General features: G+C 72.4%; 15 protein-coding genes. 7 read left to right on the plus strand and 8 right to left on the minus strand.

Features of this window, described 5'->3' with window-relative positions:
- Positions 1 to 80: 80 nt before the first annotated feature.
- Positions 81 to 917: a hypothetical protein gene (locus JNK12_11275; GenBank protein ID MBL8776510.1), complete on the plus strand. Its 837-nt coding sequence runs from the start codon at positions 81 to 83 to the stop codon at positions 915 to 917.
- A 218-nt stretch (positions 918 to 1,135) separates the two neighbouring features.
- Here JNK12_11275 and JNK12_11280 read toward each other — a convergent pair whose 3' ends face one another.
- The 8 genes from JNK12_11280 to JNK12_11315 all read right to left on the minus strand — a co-directional run bounded on the left by JNK12_11280 (position 1,136) and on the right by JNK12_11315 (position 9,674).
- A complete protein-coding gene (locus tag JNK12_11280) occupies positions 1,136 to 1,651 on the minus strand; it encodes a hypothetical protein (protein MBL8776511.1) in 516 nt (171 codons plus the stop codon).
- Positions 1,652 to 1,792: 141 nt separating this feature from the next.
- Positions 1,793 to 2,782, minus strand: a complete 990-nt coding sequence (locus JNK12_11285) for a malate dehydrogenase (GenBank protein ID MBL8776512.1) — start codon at positions 2,780 to 2,782, stop codon at positions 1,793 to 1,795.
- Between the two features lie 289 nt (positions 2,783 to 3,071).
- Entirely contained in the window at positions 3,072 to 4,487 is a 1,416-nt protein-coding gene (locus tag JNK12_11290; protein ID MBL8776513.1) for an aldehyde dehydrogenase family protein, read from the minus strand.
- A 100-nt stretch (positions 4,488 to 4,587) separates the two neighbouring features.
- Positions 4,588 to 5,454 carry a methylenetetrahydrofolate reductase [NAD(P)H] gene (gene metF, locus JNK12_11295; GenBank protein MBL8776514.1) on the minus strand — a complete coding sequence of 289 codons (867 nt, stop codon included), beginning with the start codon at positions 5,452 to 5,454 and terminating at the stop codon, positions 4,588 to 4,590.
- 65 nt (positions 5,455 to 5,519) lie between these two features.
- On the minus strand, positions 5,520 to 6,644 hold the full coding sequence (locus tag JNK12_11300; protein MBL8776515.1) for a trypsin-like serine protease: 1,125 nt from the start codon (positions 6,642 to 6,644) through the stop codon (positions 5,520 to 5,522).
- A 29-nt stretch (positions 6,645 to 6,673) separates the two neighbouring features.
- Entirely contained in the window at positions 6,674 to 7,540 is an 867-nt protein-coding gene (locus JNK12_11305) for a bifunctional 5,10-methylenetetrahydrofolate dehydrogenase/5,10-methenyltetrahydrofolate cyclohydrolase (protein ID MBL8776516.1), read from the minus strand.
- Positions 7,540 to 9,093, minus strand: a complete 1,554-nt coding sequence (gene purH, locus JNK12_11310) for a bifunctional phosphoribosylaminoimidazolecarboxamide formyltransferase/IMP cyclohydrolase (protein MBL8776517.1) — start codon at positions 9,091 to 9,093, stop codon at positions 7,540 to 7,542. Before purH ends, JNK12_11305 begins: the two co-directional genes overlap by 1 nt.
- The gene (locus JNK12_11315) at positions 9,090 to 9,674 is read right to left on the minus strand and encodes a phosphoribosylglycinamide formyltransferase (GenBank protein ID MBL8776518.1); all 585 of its coding nucleotides are present in this window, start codon (positions 9,672 to 9,674) and stop codon (positions 9,090 to 9,092) included. Before JNK12_11315 ends, purH begins: the two co-directional genes overlap by 4 nt.
- 115 nt (positions 9,675 to 9,789) lie before the next feature.
- On the opposite strand from JNK12_11315, the gene JNK12_11320 reads away from it, so the two are divergent.
- From JNK12_11320 to JNK12_11345, 6 genes are read left to right on the plus strand one after another with little or no spacing between them, the layout of a single operon-like run.
- Positions 9,790 to 10,305 carry a hypothetical protein gene (locus JNK12_11320; GenBank protein MBL8776519.1) on the plus strand — a complete coding sequence of 172 codons (516 nt, stop codon included), beginning with the start codon at positions 9,790 to 9,792 and terminating at the stop codon, positions 10,303 to 10,305.
- A gap of 17 nt (positions 10,306 to 10,322) precedes the next feature.
- A complete protein-coding gene (locus JNK12_11325; protein MBL8776520.1) occupies positions 10,323 to 10,778 on the plus strand; it encodes a hypothetical protein in 456 nt (151 codons plus the stop codon).
- Positions 10,750 to 12,201 (plus strand): hypothetical protein, encoded by a 1,452-nt coding sequence (locus tag JNK12_11330; protein ID MBL8776521.1) that lies wholly within the window; start codon positions 10,750 to 10,752, stop codon positions 12,199 to 12,201. The genes JNK12_11325 and JNK12_11330 overlap by 29 nt, the downstream gene beginning before the upstream one ends.
- Positions 12,198 to 13,013 carry a transketolase gene (locus tag JNK12_11335; protein ID MBL8776522.1) on the plus strand — a complete coding sequence of 272 codons (816 nt, stop codon included), beginning with the start codon at positions 12,198 to 12,200 and terminating at the stop codon, positions 13,011 to 13,013. The genes JNK12_11330 and JNK12_11335 overlap by 4 nt, the downstream gene beginning before the upstream one ends.
- A gap of 17 nt (positions 13,014 to 13,030) precedes the next feature.
- On the plus strand, positions 13,031 to 13,969 hold the full coding sequence (locus JNK12_11340; GenBank protein ID MBL8776523.1) for a hypothetical protein: 939 nt from the start codon (positions 13,031 to 13,033) through the stop codon (positions 13,967 to 13,969).
- The gene (locus JNK12_11345) at positions 13,962 to 14,645 is read left to right on the plus strand and encodes a glycosyltransferase (GenBank protein MBL8776524.1); all 684 of its coding nucleotides are present in this window, start codon (positions 13,962 to 13,964) and stop codon (positions 14,643 to 14,645) included. The genes JNK12_11340 and JNK12_11345 overlap by 8 nt, the downstream gene beginning before the upstream one ends.
- The last annotated feature ends 88 nt before the right edge of the window (positions 14,646 to 14,733 follow it).

Genomic DNA, 14,733 nt, shown 5'->3' on the forward strand with positions numbered 1-14,733 from the left:
CGGGGGCTATTCCCTCCACGTCGAGCCGCTCGACCGCAGGCGGCCACCGTCCGTGGCGGCGCTGGCGGTAGGTTGGCGCGGTGCCCGAGATGCCGGAGCTCCAGGCCCACGCCGAGCGTCTCACCGAGGAGTTCGGCGGCGCCGAGCTGGCCACGTTCCGGCCCATCTCCTTCACGGCCCTGAAGACCTACGCGCCCCAGCCCGACGAGGCCTACGGCACCTCCCTCCAGCGGGTGGGCCGGCGGGGGAAGTACCTACTGCTCGAGTTCCCGCCGCTCACCTTCGTCATCCACCTCATGCAGGGCGGCCGCCTCAAGCCCGACGAGAAGCAGAGCCCCAAGCCTCGCGGCGGGCTGGCCCGCTTCGTCTTCGCCGACGGACGGGCGCTGCTGCTCACCGAGGCCGGCACCGAGAAGCGGGCCGGCGTGTGGGCCGTCGCCGGCGACGTGGAGACCCAGGACCCGATCCTCGGGCTCGGCCCCGACGCCGAGACCCTCGACGCCGCCGCGCTCGGAGCCGTCCTGGCCCAGCACTCGGGGCGCATCCACGGGGTGCTGCGCAACCAGCAGGCGCTGGCCGGCCTCGGCCGGCGCCTGGCCAACGAGATCTGTCACACCGCCAAGCTCTCCCCCTTCGCGAACGCGGCCAAGCTCACCCCCGACGAGGTCGAGCGCCTCGCCACCGCCATCCACACCGAGTGCGAGGCGTCGCTCACCTACGAGCGGGGCCGCGAGGACATGAGCTCGTCGAAGGAGCGGCCCGGCGCCGTCCACCACCGTGAGGGCGAGACCTGTCCGGTGTGCGGCGACACGGTGCGGGCCGTCGAGTACCGCAGCTACACGGTGAACTACTGCGCCACGTGCCAGACCGGCGGCAAGGTCCTGGCCGACAACACCACCAGCAAGTTCCTGAAGTAGCCGCTCCGACCGCCATCGTCAGGGCGCCGAGCCGACCCCGTCAGGCACCGGCGAAGCCGTCGTCGGCCGCATCGACGCCGCCAGCACAGCCCTCCGGCGAACCGCCCGACCGACTTTCAGGGCGCCGAGCGGACCCCCGTCGGGCACGGTCGCTGACACGTCGGCCGCGTCGACGCCGCCAGCCGAAACCCCGAGGAATCAGCGCGACGAGTCGTCGCTCAGGGTGCCGGCTCGTCGGCCGCCCCGTCGGGCGCTGCGGCCGCGGTCGTCGGCGGGGAGGATGCCGTGGTGGGGGTGGTGGGCGGGGGTGGGGCGACCGTGGTCGGCGACGCATTGCCGCCGGCGCTGACCAGCGCCACGCCGGCCGGCGAGGTGGTCGGCGTCCCCGCCGTCGCGGGATCGCCTGTCTCCACGGACTGGTCTTCCTCGTCGCCGGCGACTGCGGTCGTGGCCGCTCCCGGATCGACCGTCGTGGCGCTGCCCGATCCCGACTCCGGCGTCGCGGACGGCGGGCGGCCCTGGGACGAGGCGGCGGTCGCTCGTGCCGGGGCCGGGTCCGTTCGACCGGACGAACCGACGGACGCGGTCAGGAGCGAGAAGGCGATCCCGCCCAACAGGGCCAGGACGCAACCGAGAACGCCGATGGCGATGAGCTCACGGCGACGGCGACGGTCGTCGGCGCGGACGGTGCCGGCCGACTCCGAAGCCGAGGACGGCGAGGGGGCGTCGGACACGCCAGGGTCCTACCCCGACGATCGAGCCCGATGCACCCAGTTGCCCACCGGCCGGACCGGGCGCCGGTCCCAGAACGCGAACTGGCTCCCGATTCGGTCGCCAGAGCGATCGAATCGGGAGCCAGAACGGAGCGCCTGCGGTCAGATCAAGCCGAGCTGAGTGACCTCGTCGCGCTCCTCGCCGAGCTCGGCCACCGAGGCGTCGATGCGCTCGCGGCTGAAGTCGTCGAGCTCGAGGCCCTGCACGATCTCGTACTGGCCGTCCTTGGTGGTGACGGGGAACGACGAGATGAGGCCCTCGGGGACGCCGTAGGAGCCGTCGGAGGGGATGCCCATGCTGACCCAGTCGCCCTCGGGGGTGCCGTCGACCCAGGTGCGGACGTGATCGATGGCGGCGTTGGCGGCCGAGGCGGCGCTGGAGAGGCCGCGGGCCTCGATGATGGCGGCGCCGCGCTTCTGCACGGTGGGGATGAAGTCGCTCTCGAGCCAGGCCTGGTCGTCGATGACCTCGGCGGCGTTGCGACCGCCGATCTTGGCGCGGAACAGGTCCGGGTACTGGGTGGCCGAGTGGTTGCCCCAGATGGTCATGTTGGTGACGTCGCTGACGGGCACGCCGGCCTTCAGCGCGACCTGGGCCTTGGCCCGGTTGTGGTCGAGGCGGGTCATGGCCGTGAAGCGCTCGTTCGGGATGTTCGGCGCGTTGTTCATGGCGATGAGGCAGTTCGTGTTGGCGGGGTTGCCCACCACGAGGATGCGCACGTCGTCGGCGGCGTTGTCGGACAGGGCCTTACCCTGGGCGGTGAAGATGGCGCCGTTGGCGGCCAGCAGCTCACCGCGCTCCATGCCCTTGGTGCGGGGGCGGGAGCCGACCAGCAGGGCGTAGTTCACGCCCTCGAAGGCGACGTTGGCGTCGTCGGTCTGCACCACGCCGGCGAGCAGCGGGAAGGCGCAGTCCTCGAGCTCCATGGCGACGCCGCGCAGCCCGTCGAGGGCCGGCGTGATCTCCAGCAGGTGCAGGATGACCGGCTGATCCGGCCCCAGCAGCTGCCCCGACGCGATGCGGAACAAGATCGAGTACCCGATCTGCCCCGCGCCCCCCGTAACCGCCACCCGAACTGGATCTTTGCTCATCCCCCGAACCTACCCAAAGGACCCGCAGTCACCGAAAAATCGAATCAGCGCCAGCTATCGGGAGGGCGCCCTCGATGGGCGCTCTCCCGATCCCGCCCCCCAAACAGCAGAACGGTCGATGTCCCCGGCACCCACGGGAAACCCGCCAGGTGGCCGCCGAAGGTCGGCGGGTGGCGCCGATCCGGAGGGTCCGAGAGATCGCCACATGCCTTTCCGTGGCGATTCTCGGATACCGGATCGGGGACAGGACCCGCCGACCGCAGGCGGCCGGCCATGCGCGAGACGCGCGCTAGCGCTGGATCGACTTCACCTCGAGGAACTCCTCGAGCCCGTAGACCCCGTTCTCGCGCCCGTACCCGCTCTGTCCGTAGCCGCCGAACGGAGCCAAGATGTTGTACGAGCCGCCGTTGACGTCGATCTGGCCGGCCCGCATGCGTCGCGCCACCGCCTCGGCCCGCTCCTGCGACCCGGACTGCACGCCGCCGGCGAGGCCGTAGAGGGTGCCGTTGGCGATGCGGATGGCGTCCTCCTCGTCCTCGTAGGGGATGATCGACAGGACGGGTCCGAAGATCTCCTCCTGCGCGATGGTCGAGTCGGGGTCGACGTTGGCGAAGACGGTGGGCTGGATGAAGTAGCCGGTGTCGAGGCCCTCGGGGGGCTCGACACCGCCGGTGACGAGGGTGGCGCCCTCGTCGATGCCCTTCTGGATGTAGCTGCGCACCCGGTCGCGCTGGGTGGCGGAGATGACCGGGCCGAGGGTGGCCTCGCTGTCGGCGGGGCCGACCGGGATGGCCTCGGCGGCGGCCTTGGCCAGGGCGGCGACCTCGTCCTGCTTGTCGCGGGGGACCAGCATCCGGGTGTGGGCGGTGCAGGTCTGACCGGAGTTGAGGTAGCAGCCGAACACGCCCTTGCCCACGACCTTCTCGAAATCGGCGTCGTCGAGCAGGATGTTGGCGGACTTGCCGCCGAGCTCGAGGGCGACCCGCTTCACGGTCTTGGCCGCCACCTCGGCGACGCGCTTGCCCGCCGCGGTGGAGCCGGTGAACGACACCATGTTCACGTCGGGGTGCTCGGCGAGGCGCTCGCCGACGACCGGGCCGACACCGGTCACGAGGTTGAACACGCCGGCGGGGAAGCCGACCTCGTCGATGACCTCGGCGAGGATGAAGGCGTTGAGGGGTGCGACCTCGCTGGGCTTGAGCACGACGGTGCAGCCGGCGGCGAGCGCCGGGGCGACCTTGCAGACGATCTGGTGGAGCGGGTAGTTCCACGGGGTGATGGCGCCGACGACGCCGACGGGCTCCTTCACCACGAGGGAGTTGCCGATCTCCTCCTCGAACTCGTAGTTCTCGAGGATCTCGACGTAGTTGGCGGCGTTGCCCACGGGCAGGCCGGCCTGGATCATGTTCGCCCACATGAGGGGCATGCCCACTTCCTGGCTGATGACCTCGCCGATCTCGGCGCTGCGTGCGGCCAGGCCCTCGGCGAGGCGTTGGAGGTACTTCCCGCGCTCCTCCTTGGGGGTGTAGCCCCACGTCTGGAAGGCCGCGGCCGCGGCGGCGACGGCCTTGTCGACGTCGGCCGTTGTCCCCTCGGGGATGTGGCCCATGACCTCTTCGGTGGAGGCGTTGATGACCTCGATCGTGCCCTTGCCATCCGGCTCGACCCAGGCCCCGTCGATGTAGAACTTGTCGTGATCCCTCATGCAGGGAACGCTACCGGCCCGACGCCGCCGGCGTTCCGCCGAACGCTCGCCCGACCGGTCTGCGACCACGTCGGGCCGCAACGAGCGGACGAGCCCGCGGTCAGGCGTCGGCGGCGAGGCCCAGGTTGGCGTAGATCTCGCGGGTCGCGGTGGAGCGGTTGAGGGTGTAGAAGTGCAGGCCCGGGACGCCGGCGTCGAGCAGGTCCTGGCAGAGCTCGGTGGCCACCTCGACGCCGATGCGGCGCAGCTCGGCGGGGTCGTCGCTGGCGGCCACGAGGCGCTCCGCGAGGTCGGCCGGGAACTCGGCGCCGGCCATCTCGGCGAAGCGCTTCACCTGGCCGGCGTTGGTCACCGGCATGATCCCGGGCAGTACCGGCTTGGTGCAGCCGAGGGCGGCGAGCTCGTCGATCATCGAGAGGTAGTCCGAAGCCCGGAAGAAGAACTGGGTGATGCCGAAGTCGGCCACGGCCAGCTTGGCGGCGAGGTGGACGCGGTCGCTGTCGCGGTCGGGCGAGCGGGGGTGCAGCTCGGGGTGGGCGGCCACGCCGACGGAGAAGTCGCCCACCTCGCGCACCAGCTCGACGAGGTCGAGGGCGTAGGTCAGCTCATCGGTGGCGGCGATCTCCTCACCCGCCGGCGGATCGCCCGCCAGGGCCAGGATGTTCTCGATGCCCGCCTCGCGGTAGCCGGTGAGGATGTCCACGAGCTCGTCGCGGGTGTGGCCGATGCAGGTGAGGTGCGCCATCGCCGGCAGGGAGGTGTCCCGCTCGATGTGCAGCACCACGTCGCGGGTGCGCTCGCGGGTGCTGCCGCCGGCGCCGTAGGTGACCGAAACGAACGAGGGCCCGAGGGGCTCGAGCTCGCCGATGGTCTTCTCGAGCAGCGCGGTGGCCTCGTCGGACTTCGGGGGGAAGAACTCGAACGAGTAGGTGCGCCCCGCCGCGAGCAGGTCGGCGATCTTGGTCATGGGGACGCGAGGCTACGGGAGCCGGCCCTCGGGGGCCAACGACCCCCGTGTCGACCTGCCCGGAGCTACGGGATGGGCAGGGGGATGGACCTCGACGCCGCCACACCGAGGCCGACCGCGTTGCGGGCCTTCACCTTGAAGGTGTGGGTGACCCCGGGGGCGAGGCGGACATCGAGCGACCGGGCCGTCGCCGGGAGGTTGAACACCCGCCCACCCGGCAGGATGCGGACCTTGTAGCCGGTGATCGGGGTGCCGCCGTCGAAGAACGGCGGTCGCCACGTGGCCCGCACCAGGCCGAAGGCCGAGCCTGCGGCGAGACCCCGGGGCGCGTCCGGGGGGCTGTCGGGGTCGAGGAACCGCTCGAGGAACGGCCCGTAGTAGGCGTCGACCTGGGCGTAGACACCGGGGAAGTCGGCCAGCGCGCAGCCCTCGCCGAAGCTGGTGACCCCGATCTGGAGCGGCGAGCCGCCGTTGTCGACGACGATGGGCCCGCCGCTGTCGCCCTGGCAGGTGTCGACCCCGCCGACCTCGAGGTCGCCGGCGCACATCATGTGGGCGACGATGATCGAGCCGCTGTACGCGGCGTTGCAGGCGGAATCGGACACGACCGGCACCTGGGCCACGTGCAGGTCCGTCGGGAAGTTCTGGTCGCCGGTCAGGTCGCCCCAGCCGGTGATGGTGGCCAGGGTGTCCGCCGGCCACAGCCCGGACTGGCTGGGCTGCGCCAGAGCGACCGGGGTCTCGGGCAGCGTCGTGGCCAGCTGGAGGACTGCGATGTCGTTGTCACTGGTGTCAGCGTCGTAGCCGGGGTGCATGCGGATCTGGCGCACGTTGGCCCGGTGGCCGATGTCGTCGACCAGGTCGACGATGCCCGTGCGCACCGCCAGGTCGCCGGCCACCTCGCCGTCGACGCAGTGGGCGGCGGTCAAGACGGTGTCCGGAGAGATCAGGGAGCCGCCGCAGAACTGGGCCTGGAAGGGGTTCGCGACCCCGCGACTGACGAGCGCGACCTGATAGGGGAAGTCGGCGGCGTCCTCGACGGGCACGCCCCCCACGATCTCGGGGTCGCCGGCGCCCTCGGGCACCTGGGCCGACGCCGACGGACCCGTGCCGGCCGCCACGGCGACCAACGCGAGTGCCGCGGCGACGAGGAGCGCCAGGCGGCGCCGGGTGGGTCGGGTGCTGATCATGGGTCCGCCTTCGAGTCGTCGGCGCCGCCTCAGCTCTCGGCCGCGGCCCGCCGTTCCGCCGCTTCCACGGTGTTGCGCAACAGCATGGCGCGGGTCATGGGCCCGACGCCACCGATGCGGGGCGAGAGCCAGCCGGCCACCTCGGCCACCTCGTCGGCCACGTCGGACAGGAGCTTCTTGCCCTCGAAGGAAACCCCGGCGGCAACGACCGCGGCGCCGGGCTTGACCATGTCGGCCGTGATCATCCCGGGTGATCCCGCCGCGGCGATGAGGATGTCGGCCTGTCGGGTGTACGACCCGATGTCGGCGACGCCGGTGTGGACCACGGTCACGGCGGCGTTGGCGTTGGGCCGCTTCAGCGAAAGCAGGTTGGCGAGGGGGCGGCCGATGGTGAGGCCGCGTCCGACGATCACCACGTGGGCGCCGGCGATGGGCACGTCGTGGTGCTCGAGCAGCACCTGGATGCCGTGGGGGGTGCAAGGCAGCGGCGCATCGACGCCCATGACCAGCAGGCCCAGGTTCACCGGGTGCAGGCCGTCGACGTCCTTCGCCGGGTCGACGGTGAGGAGTGCCGACTCGTAGTCGAGGCCGGCCGGGAAGGGGTACTGGGCGAGGTAGGCGTCGATGAGGGGATCGGCGTTGAACTGGCGGATGACCTCGAGGACGTCGTCCTGGGTGGCCGACGCCGGCAGGTGCTCGTGCACCGAGCCGATGCCGATCTCGGCGCAGTCCCGGTGCTTCATGGAGACGTAGTTGCTGCTGGGGCCGTCGTCGCCGACGAGGATCGTGCCGAGCCCGGGGGTGACGCCGGCCTCGGCGAGGGCCTCGACCCGCACCCGCAGCTCGCCCTTGATCTGAGCGGCGAGGGCCTCGCCGTCGAGCGTGATGGCCGTCATCAGTGGCGGAAGTGGCGTTCGCCGGTGAAGACCATGGCGAGGCCGTGCTCGTCGGCCGCGGCGATGACCTCGTCGTCGCGGATGGACCCGCCGGGCTGGATGACCGCGGCGGCGCCGGCGTCGATGGCGCCGTCGAGGCCGTCGGGGAACGGGAAGAAGGCGTCGCTGGCGTAGGCGCCGCCCCGGGCCCGACCGTCGGCCTTCTCGCCGGCGAGTCGGCCGGCGTCCCGGCGGTTCTGCTGGCCGCAGCCGATGCCCACGGCCTGGCCGTCCTTCACCAGCACGATGGCATTGGACGACGTGCGGGCCACGACCCGCCAGGCCAGCTCGAGGTCCAGCCACTGGGCCTCGGTGGGGGCCACCTTGGTGACCACCCGCCAGGTGCTGCGGTCGACGGTGACCTTGTCCGCGGTCTGCACGAGGAGGCCGCCGTCGATCGAGCGCATCTCCAGGGGCGCCGGGCTGGGGGCCGGCGCCGACAGGATGCGCAGGTTCTTCTTCGCCGACAGGATGGCGAGGGCCTCGTCGTCGAACGACGGGGCCACGACGACCTCGGTGAACACGGGGGCGAGGGCCTCCGCCAGGCTGGCGGGCACGGGCCGGTTCACCGCGACGATGCCGCCGAACGCCGACGTCGGGTCGCACTCGTGGGCCCGCTGGTAGGCCACCGTGATGTCGTCGTGCACGGCCACGCCGCAGGGGTTGGCGTGCTTGATCACCGCCACCGCAGGCCCGTCCCCCAAGGTGTGGACCAGGCGCCACGCCGCCTCGGTGTCGTAGAGGTTGAGGTAGGACAGCTCCTTGCCGCCGTGCTGGGTGGCCCCGTCCCACCAGCCGGTGCCGTGGGTGTGCCGGTACCGGGCCCCCACCTGGTGGGGGTTCTCGCCGTAACGCAGGTCCTGGGCCCGGTCGAGGGCGAGGTGCAGGGTGGGCGGCAGCGGGTCGCCGTCACCCTTCCCGTCGAGGTCCTCGAGCTCGCGCTCGTCGAGCCAGTTGACGATGGCGGCGTCGTAGGCGGCGGTGTGGGCGAACGCGGCCCGAGCCAGGGAGCGGCGGGTGGCCAGGGAGACCTCGCCGGTGGCCCGCAGCTCGTCGAGGACCGCCGGGTAGGCGTCGGGCTCGACCACGATGGCCACGTGGTCGTGGTTCTTGGCCGCAGCCCGCACCATCGTGGGGCCGCCGATGTCGATCATCTCCACCGAAGGCTCAGCCACGAACGGGTAGAGGTTGCTGACCACGAGGTCGATGGGCCCGATGCCCTGACGCTCGAGGTCCTGCAGGTGCTCTGGCTTCGAGCGGTCGGCGAGGATGCCGCCGTGGATCTTGGGGTGCAGGGTCTTCACCCGGCCCCCGAGCATCTCGGGCGATCCCGTCACCTGCTCGACGGCCAGCACCTCGAGGCCGGCGTCGGCCAGCGCCGAGGCGGTGCCGCCGCTCGACACGAGCTCCCAGCCCAGCTCGGAGAGGCCCTGGGCGAAGTCGACGAGGCCGGTCTTGTCGTAGACGGAGAGCAAGGCCCGCCGGGTGGGGGCGTCGGGGTCGGTGTCGCTCATGGGGCGGTCCTCGTGGGGGTCAGGAGGGCGGCGTCGTCCACGACCGCCCGGATGGTGGCCGGGTAGAGCCGGCGCTCGACGTCCTTGATGCGCTCGTGCAGGGTGTCGACGGTGTCGTCGGGCAGGACGGGCACGGCCTCCTGCGCCAGGATCGGGCCCTCGTCCACCTCGGAGGTCGCGAGGTGCACCGTGCACCCGGTGACCTTCACCCCGTGGGCGAGCGCCGCCTCGACCGCGCGCCACCCCCTGAACGAGGGGAGCAGCGCCGGATGGGTGTTCAGGATGCGACCGGGGAAGGCCCGGTGGATGGGCTCGGCCAGGATGGTGCCGAAGCCCGCCATGACCACCAGGTCCACCTCGTGGCCTTCCAGGGCGTCCACCACTCTCTGCGTGTAGGCCTCACGGTCGAAGTCGGGCCCGAAGCCCTCGCGCTCGACCAGCACGCCGGGCACCCCGGCGGCTTCGGCCACCTCGGTGGCCCGGCACGGCCGGTCGACGAGCACCACCACCACGGGCAGGTCGGCGCCGAGGATGGCTTCGAGGATCGTCCCACTGCCCGATGCCAGCACCCCGATGCGCACGGACCGAACCTACCAGCGGGGCCGCGACGCTCCCGCGGCGGGAGGAGCGCCTGCGACTAGGTTGACGGGCACCCGCGAGCGGCCCACGCCGACGCCCATGAGGAAGGAACCCCCGATGGACGACAAGCAGGTTGGCCCTCCGGAGATCATCGCCATCGCCTCCGTCGCCGTGTTCTTCATCGCGACGTTCCTCCCCTGGTTCACGGTGAGCGTGGGGGGCGACTCCAGCGGCATCCTCAGCGGCCAGGACTTCCCCAGCGCGAACGGCTGGGACGCCGGGTTCCTGTGGTCGGGCCTGCCCCTCCTCTGCGGCTTCGCCCTGCTCGCCCTGTTGCTGCTGCCCAAGTTCGCTCCCGACGTCACCCTGCCCGACCTGCCGCCCTTCCTCCCGCTCGCCATCGCCGGCTTCGCCGCCTTCCTCGTGCTGGTCAAGCTGCTGATCGGCGCCGACGTCGAGGGCGCCGGAGCCGCCGAGGCCTTCGGCCTGAGCATCGACGTCAGCCGCTCGTTCGGGATCTTCCTGGCGTTCCTGGCCTCCCTGGGCATGGTCGCCGCCGGCTTCCTCGCCATGCAGGCCGGCGGCAAGCCCCTCGGCGGCAGCAGCGGCAGCACGCCGCCGCAGCCCTTCTGACCCCAACCGGCCCCACCGTGGCACTCGACCGCCTCACCACGGGCGACAAGGTGCTCGCGCTCTCGACCCTCGCGTTCGTGCTGTCCATGTTCCTCCCCTGGTTCGGCCAGGGCCCGCGATCGACCCGCGGCTGGGACTACGCCTTCTTCGGCATCGTCCCACTCGTGCTGGTCGTGGCCTCGACCGGGATGGCCCTGACCCGCCGCCTGACGGGCACCTCCCTCCCCGAGCTGCCCGTGCCGATGTCCCAACTCGCACTCACCGACGCCGGGGTCGCCGCGCTCCTCGTCCTCGTCAAGGTGGTCCTCGGCGACGACGAGACGGTCCTCGACGTGACCGTCGAGCTGCGCCGCAGGTTCGGCATCTTCCTCGCCCTGGCGGCGAGTGCCGGTGCCTGCCTGGGCGCGTCCTTGAACGTGCCGTCGGTCGACGACGCGCCGAGCCATGGCCCGCTCCCACCGCACCCCTCCTGACCCCCTCGCCGCCGGGGCACCCACTCCCGCGCGCGCCCGGACAGACCCGGCCGCGGCCACGGTCACCGACCCGGCACGAGAGCGCCCGCCCCTGCGCGTCGCGGTGCTCGTCCTCGCCGGCCTCGTCGCCGCGAGAGCCGCGGTCTACCTCGCCCTCGGTCCCGGCTTCGTGAGCGACGACTGGAGCCTCGCCGGCGCGATGCACCTCGACGGCCACCAGGGCCGCTTCATCCTCGAGAGCCGCCCCGGCTCGTACCTCGTGTTCACCGCGGTCTTCGGCATCGGCGGGGTGCACCCGGTGGCGGTGTTCGCGGTGGTGACCGCGCTCTACCTCGGCGTGGTGCTCGCCCTGCACGCCCTGCTGCGCCGCTTCCTGGCCCCCGCCACCGCGCTCGCGGTGGCCGCGGTGTGGGTGCTGCTCCCGACCCACACCACCATCGCCACCTGGGGCTCCACCACCAACTCGCTGGTGGGCATGATCCTCGCGATCGTGGGCCTGCTCCTTCTCACCCACGGCCGGTGGGTGCTCGCCGCAGCCGCGATGGCGGCGTCGGTCCTCTGCTACGAGCTCTCCACGCCGCTGCTGTTGCTGGGGGCGATCGTGCTCCCCTCCTCCTACCAGCGGGTCACCGCCGAGCGGACGGTGGGACGGGTGCCGCGGGTGGTGACGTTCGCCGTGGTGGCGGCCACGGCGCTGTGGTCGGCCACCCATTCCGTCTACGACGAGGCCTTCACGCTGCTGGTCCCCAACCCGGTCGTCTACGCCTCGGCGCACTTCGGCAGCGGCCTGTTCGCGTCGGCGAGCGCACCGGGCGTGCTGCGCTTCGGCACCCTGGCCCTGCTCCTCGGTGTCCTCGCCTCGGCGTGCGTGGCCTGGCTCCGGGGTGAGCGACGGCTCGAGTCAGGGCCTGGCCTCGTGGTCGCCGGCCTCGCCCTGCTCGCCACGGGCGCCTGGATCGCCGTCGTCCTGCCCATCGGCTCGCACGGCGTGGTCGACCGGCTCTACGCAGTGTCCACGATCGGGTCGGCCGTCGCCCTCGTCGGCGCCTACCGCTACGTCCGGAGCCTGCGTCCCGGCGTGGCCACCACGGGCGCGGTCGCGCTCGTGACCGTGTGCCTCGTCGGCCAGTTCGTGGCCCTGCGCTCGTGGAGCGACGCCGGCGCCGACGCCGTCGCTCTGATGCACCACCTCGAGCGCAACTACCCCGACGCCGCCCAGCAGCGCTTCGTGGTCGGCCCCACCCCGCCCTACCGCAACGGCATCCTGGGTGTGTCCGGGGGCCACGGCAAGTGGACCCAGTGGACGTGGTTCGGGGTCAAGGGCGGGAACATCCGCACCGCGGAGGCGCCCGAGCAGTTCGTCGCCGAGGACGGCGAGATCCTGGTGGCGTGGCCCGACGTTCTCGCGGAGGCGAACCGGTGAGCACCCCCACGTCCGTCGCTCCCGCCGAGCTCGCCCGCACGATCCGGCGGGTGGTGCTCGAGCAGTCGAAGCGCGCCGGCGTGGGACACATCGGCTCGGCGCTGTGCGTGGCCGACATCGTCGCCGCGCTCTACGGGGACGTGCTGGCCGGCCTCGATCCCGACGATCCCGACCGTGACCGCGTCGTGATCTCGAAGGGCCACGCCGTGCTCGCGGTCTACGCGGCCGTGCAGGCCCGAGGCTGGCTCAGCCAAGACGAGCTCGACACCTTCTGCGGCGACGACACCCTGCTCGGCGTGCATCCCGACGTCGGCCTGCGCGGCATCGACTTCTCCACCGGCTCGCTGGGCCAGGGCCTGTCGTACGCCGCCGGCGCCGCCCTCGCCGCCCGGCTCCAAGGGTCGGCACGCAGCGCTTACGCCCTCGTCAGCGACGCCGAGTGCAACGAGGGCGCACTGTGGGAGGCGGTGATGTTCGCGGCCCACCACCGCCTCGCCAACCTGGTGGCCGTGGTCGATCTCAACGGGCAGCAGGCCCTCGGCGCCACCGAGGCGGTGCTGTCGCTCGGCCACCTCGCCGACCGCTGGCGGGCCTTCGGCTGGGACGTGCACGAGGTCGACGGGCACGACGTCGACGCGCTCGCCGCCACGCTGTCGGGCCTCGACCGCACGGAGGGCCCGCCCCACGTCGTGGTCGCCCGCACGACCTTCGGCAAGGGGGTCGCGTTCATGGAAGGCCAGTTGGGCTGGCACTACTGGCCCATGGACGACGAGCAGTACGCCACGGCCCTCGCGGAGGTGACCGCCGGCTGAGCCGGCGGTCAGAGCCCGTGCGACGCGCCCTCATCGAGACCCTCGTCGGCCTGGCCGAGCGCGATCGACGCGTGGCCCTGCTCACCGGCGACCTCGGCTTCACCGTGGTCGAGCCGTTCGCCGAGCGCTTCCCCGACCGCTTCGTCAACGTGGGCGTCGCCGAGCAGAACCTCGTCGGGCTGGCCACCGGGATGGCCGACGCCGGCCTCGTCCCCTACACGTACTCACTCGCCAGCTTCACCGCCCTGCGCCCCTACGAGTTCATCCGCAACGGCCCGGTGCTGCACCAGCTGCCGGTCCGCCTCATCGGTGTGGGCGGCGGCTTCGACTACGGCGTCCAGGGCCCCACCCACCACGGCCTCGAGGACCTCGGCGTCCTGCGCCTGCTCCCCGGCCTCACCGTGGTGGCCCCCGCGGACACCGCCCAGCTCGTGACCGCGGTCGAGGCCACCGCCGGCTTGCCCGGCCCGGTGTACCTCCGGGTGGCCAAGGCCGACCCGCCGCCGGTCCCCGGCCTCGACGGGCGGTTCCGGGTCGGCCGTGCCGAGGTGCTGCCCGCACCGGGGGGCCCGCCCGACGTGGTGCTGATCGCCACCGGCACCGCGGCCGGCGCCGCGGTGGCCGCCGCCGACCTCCTACGAGCGGACGGCGTCAGCGTCTCGGTCGTGGTCGCGGCCTCGATCGCACCAGCGCCCGTGGACGACCTGATCGAAGCGCTCGCGGACGCGCCCCTCGCCGTGACCGTCGAGGCCCACCACGCGACCGGCGGGCTCGGCTCCCTGGTGGCGGAGGTCATCGCCGACCACGGCCTCGGGTGTCGCCTGGTCCGCCAAGGGGTGCGCCTGGATCCCGGGGGCCGGGTGGGCAGCCAGGCCTGGTTCGAGACCGAGGCCGGGCTCACCGCCGAGGCCGTTGCCGCCGCCGCCCGCGCCCACCTGGGGGCGGGCCGTGGCTGAGCTCTCCGTCGTCCTCCCGGTGCACGACCAGGCCGACCACATCGCCGCGGTGGTGCACGAGCACGTGGCCGCGTTGGCGACCCTCCCCCACCCGTTCGAGCTGCTGCTCGTCCCCAACGGCTGCCACGACGACTCGCCGTCCATCTGCGCCGACCTCGCCGAGCGCCACCCCGAGGTCCGCACGCTCGTGCTCGACCGCGGCGGCTGGGGGCGGGCGGTGCGGCACGGCCTCGCCGAAGCCGAGGGAGCCACCCTCTGCTACACCAACTCGGCCCGCACCGACCCCGATGATCTGCGCCGCGCCCTGGCCTACGCCGCCGCCCTCCCCGAGGACGTCGTGGTCAAGGCCAACCGCAAGATCCGGGAAGGGGTGGTCCGCCGTGCGGGCTCACTCCTCTACAACCTCGAGTGCCGCGCCCTGTTCGATCTCTCCGCCTGGGACATCAACGGCACCCCCAAGGTGTTCCCCCGCGCCTTCGACCGCCTCCTGTCGCTGACCCGAGACGACGACCTCATCGACACCGAGTTCGCGCTCGTGTGCCGGGCCGAGGGCTACCCGATGATCGAGCTACCCCTCTTCTCCACCAGCCGCGCCGGCGGTCGCTCCACCACGGGCTTCAAGACGGCTTGGCGCCTCTACCGCGGCGCCTTCGAGCTCAAACGGGCCCAGCCGTGACCCATGCGCCCGGCCGCACAACTCTGGAGGAAATGGCAGTCACAGGTGACTGCTATTTCCTCCAATGTTGCCGAGGGACCCGTTCGAT

Source organism: Acidimicrobiales bacterium (genome assembly GCA_016794585.1).
In the GTDB taxonomy this organism is placed as follows: Bacteria; Actinomycetota; Acidimicrobiia; order Acidimicrobiales; family DATDAH01; genus JAEUJM01.

Bases quoted from the DNA above. Each gene is read 5' to 3' on its own strand.
- JNK12_11285 (MBL8776512.1), bottom strand. From the start codon at position 2,782: ATGAGCAAAGATCCAGTTCGGGTGGCGGTTACGGGGGGCGCGGGGCAG.
- JNK12_11290 (MBL8776513.1), bottom strand. From the start codon at position 4,487: ATGAGGGATCACGACAAGTTCTACATCGACGGGGCCTGGGTCGAGCCG.
- metF (MBL8776514.1), bottom strand. From the start codon at position 5,454: ATGACCAAGATCGCCGACCTGCTCGCGGCGGGGCGCACCTACTCGTTC.
- JNK12_11300 (MBL8776515.1), bottom strand. From the start codon at position 6,644: ATGATCAGCACCCGACCCACCCGGCGCCGCCTGGCGCTCCTCGTCGCC.
- JNK12_11305 (MBL8776516.1), bottom strand. From the start codon at position 7,540: ATGACGGCCATCACGCTCGACGGCGAGGCCCTCGCCGCTCAGATCAAG.
- purH (MBL8776517.1), bottom strand. From the start codon at position 9,093: ATGAGCGACACCGACCCCGACGCCCCCACCCGGCGGGCCTTGCTCTCC.
- JNK12_11320 (MBL8776519.1), top strand. From the start codon at position 9,790: ATGGACGACAAGCAGGTTGGCCCTCCGGAGATCATCGCCATCGCCTCC.
- JNK12_11330 (MBL8776521.1), top strand. From the start codon at position 10,750: ATGGCCCGCTCCCACCGCACCCCTCCTGACCCCCTCGCCGCCGGGGCA.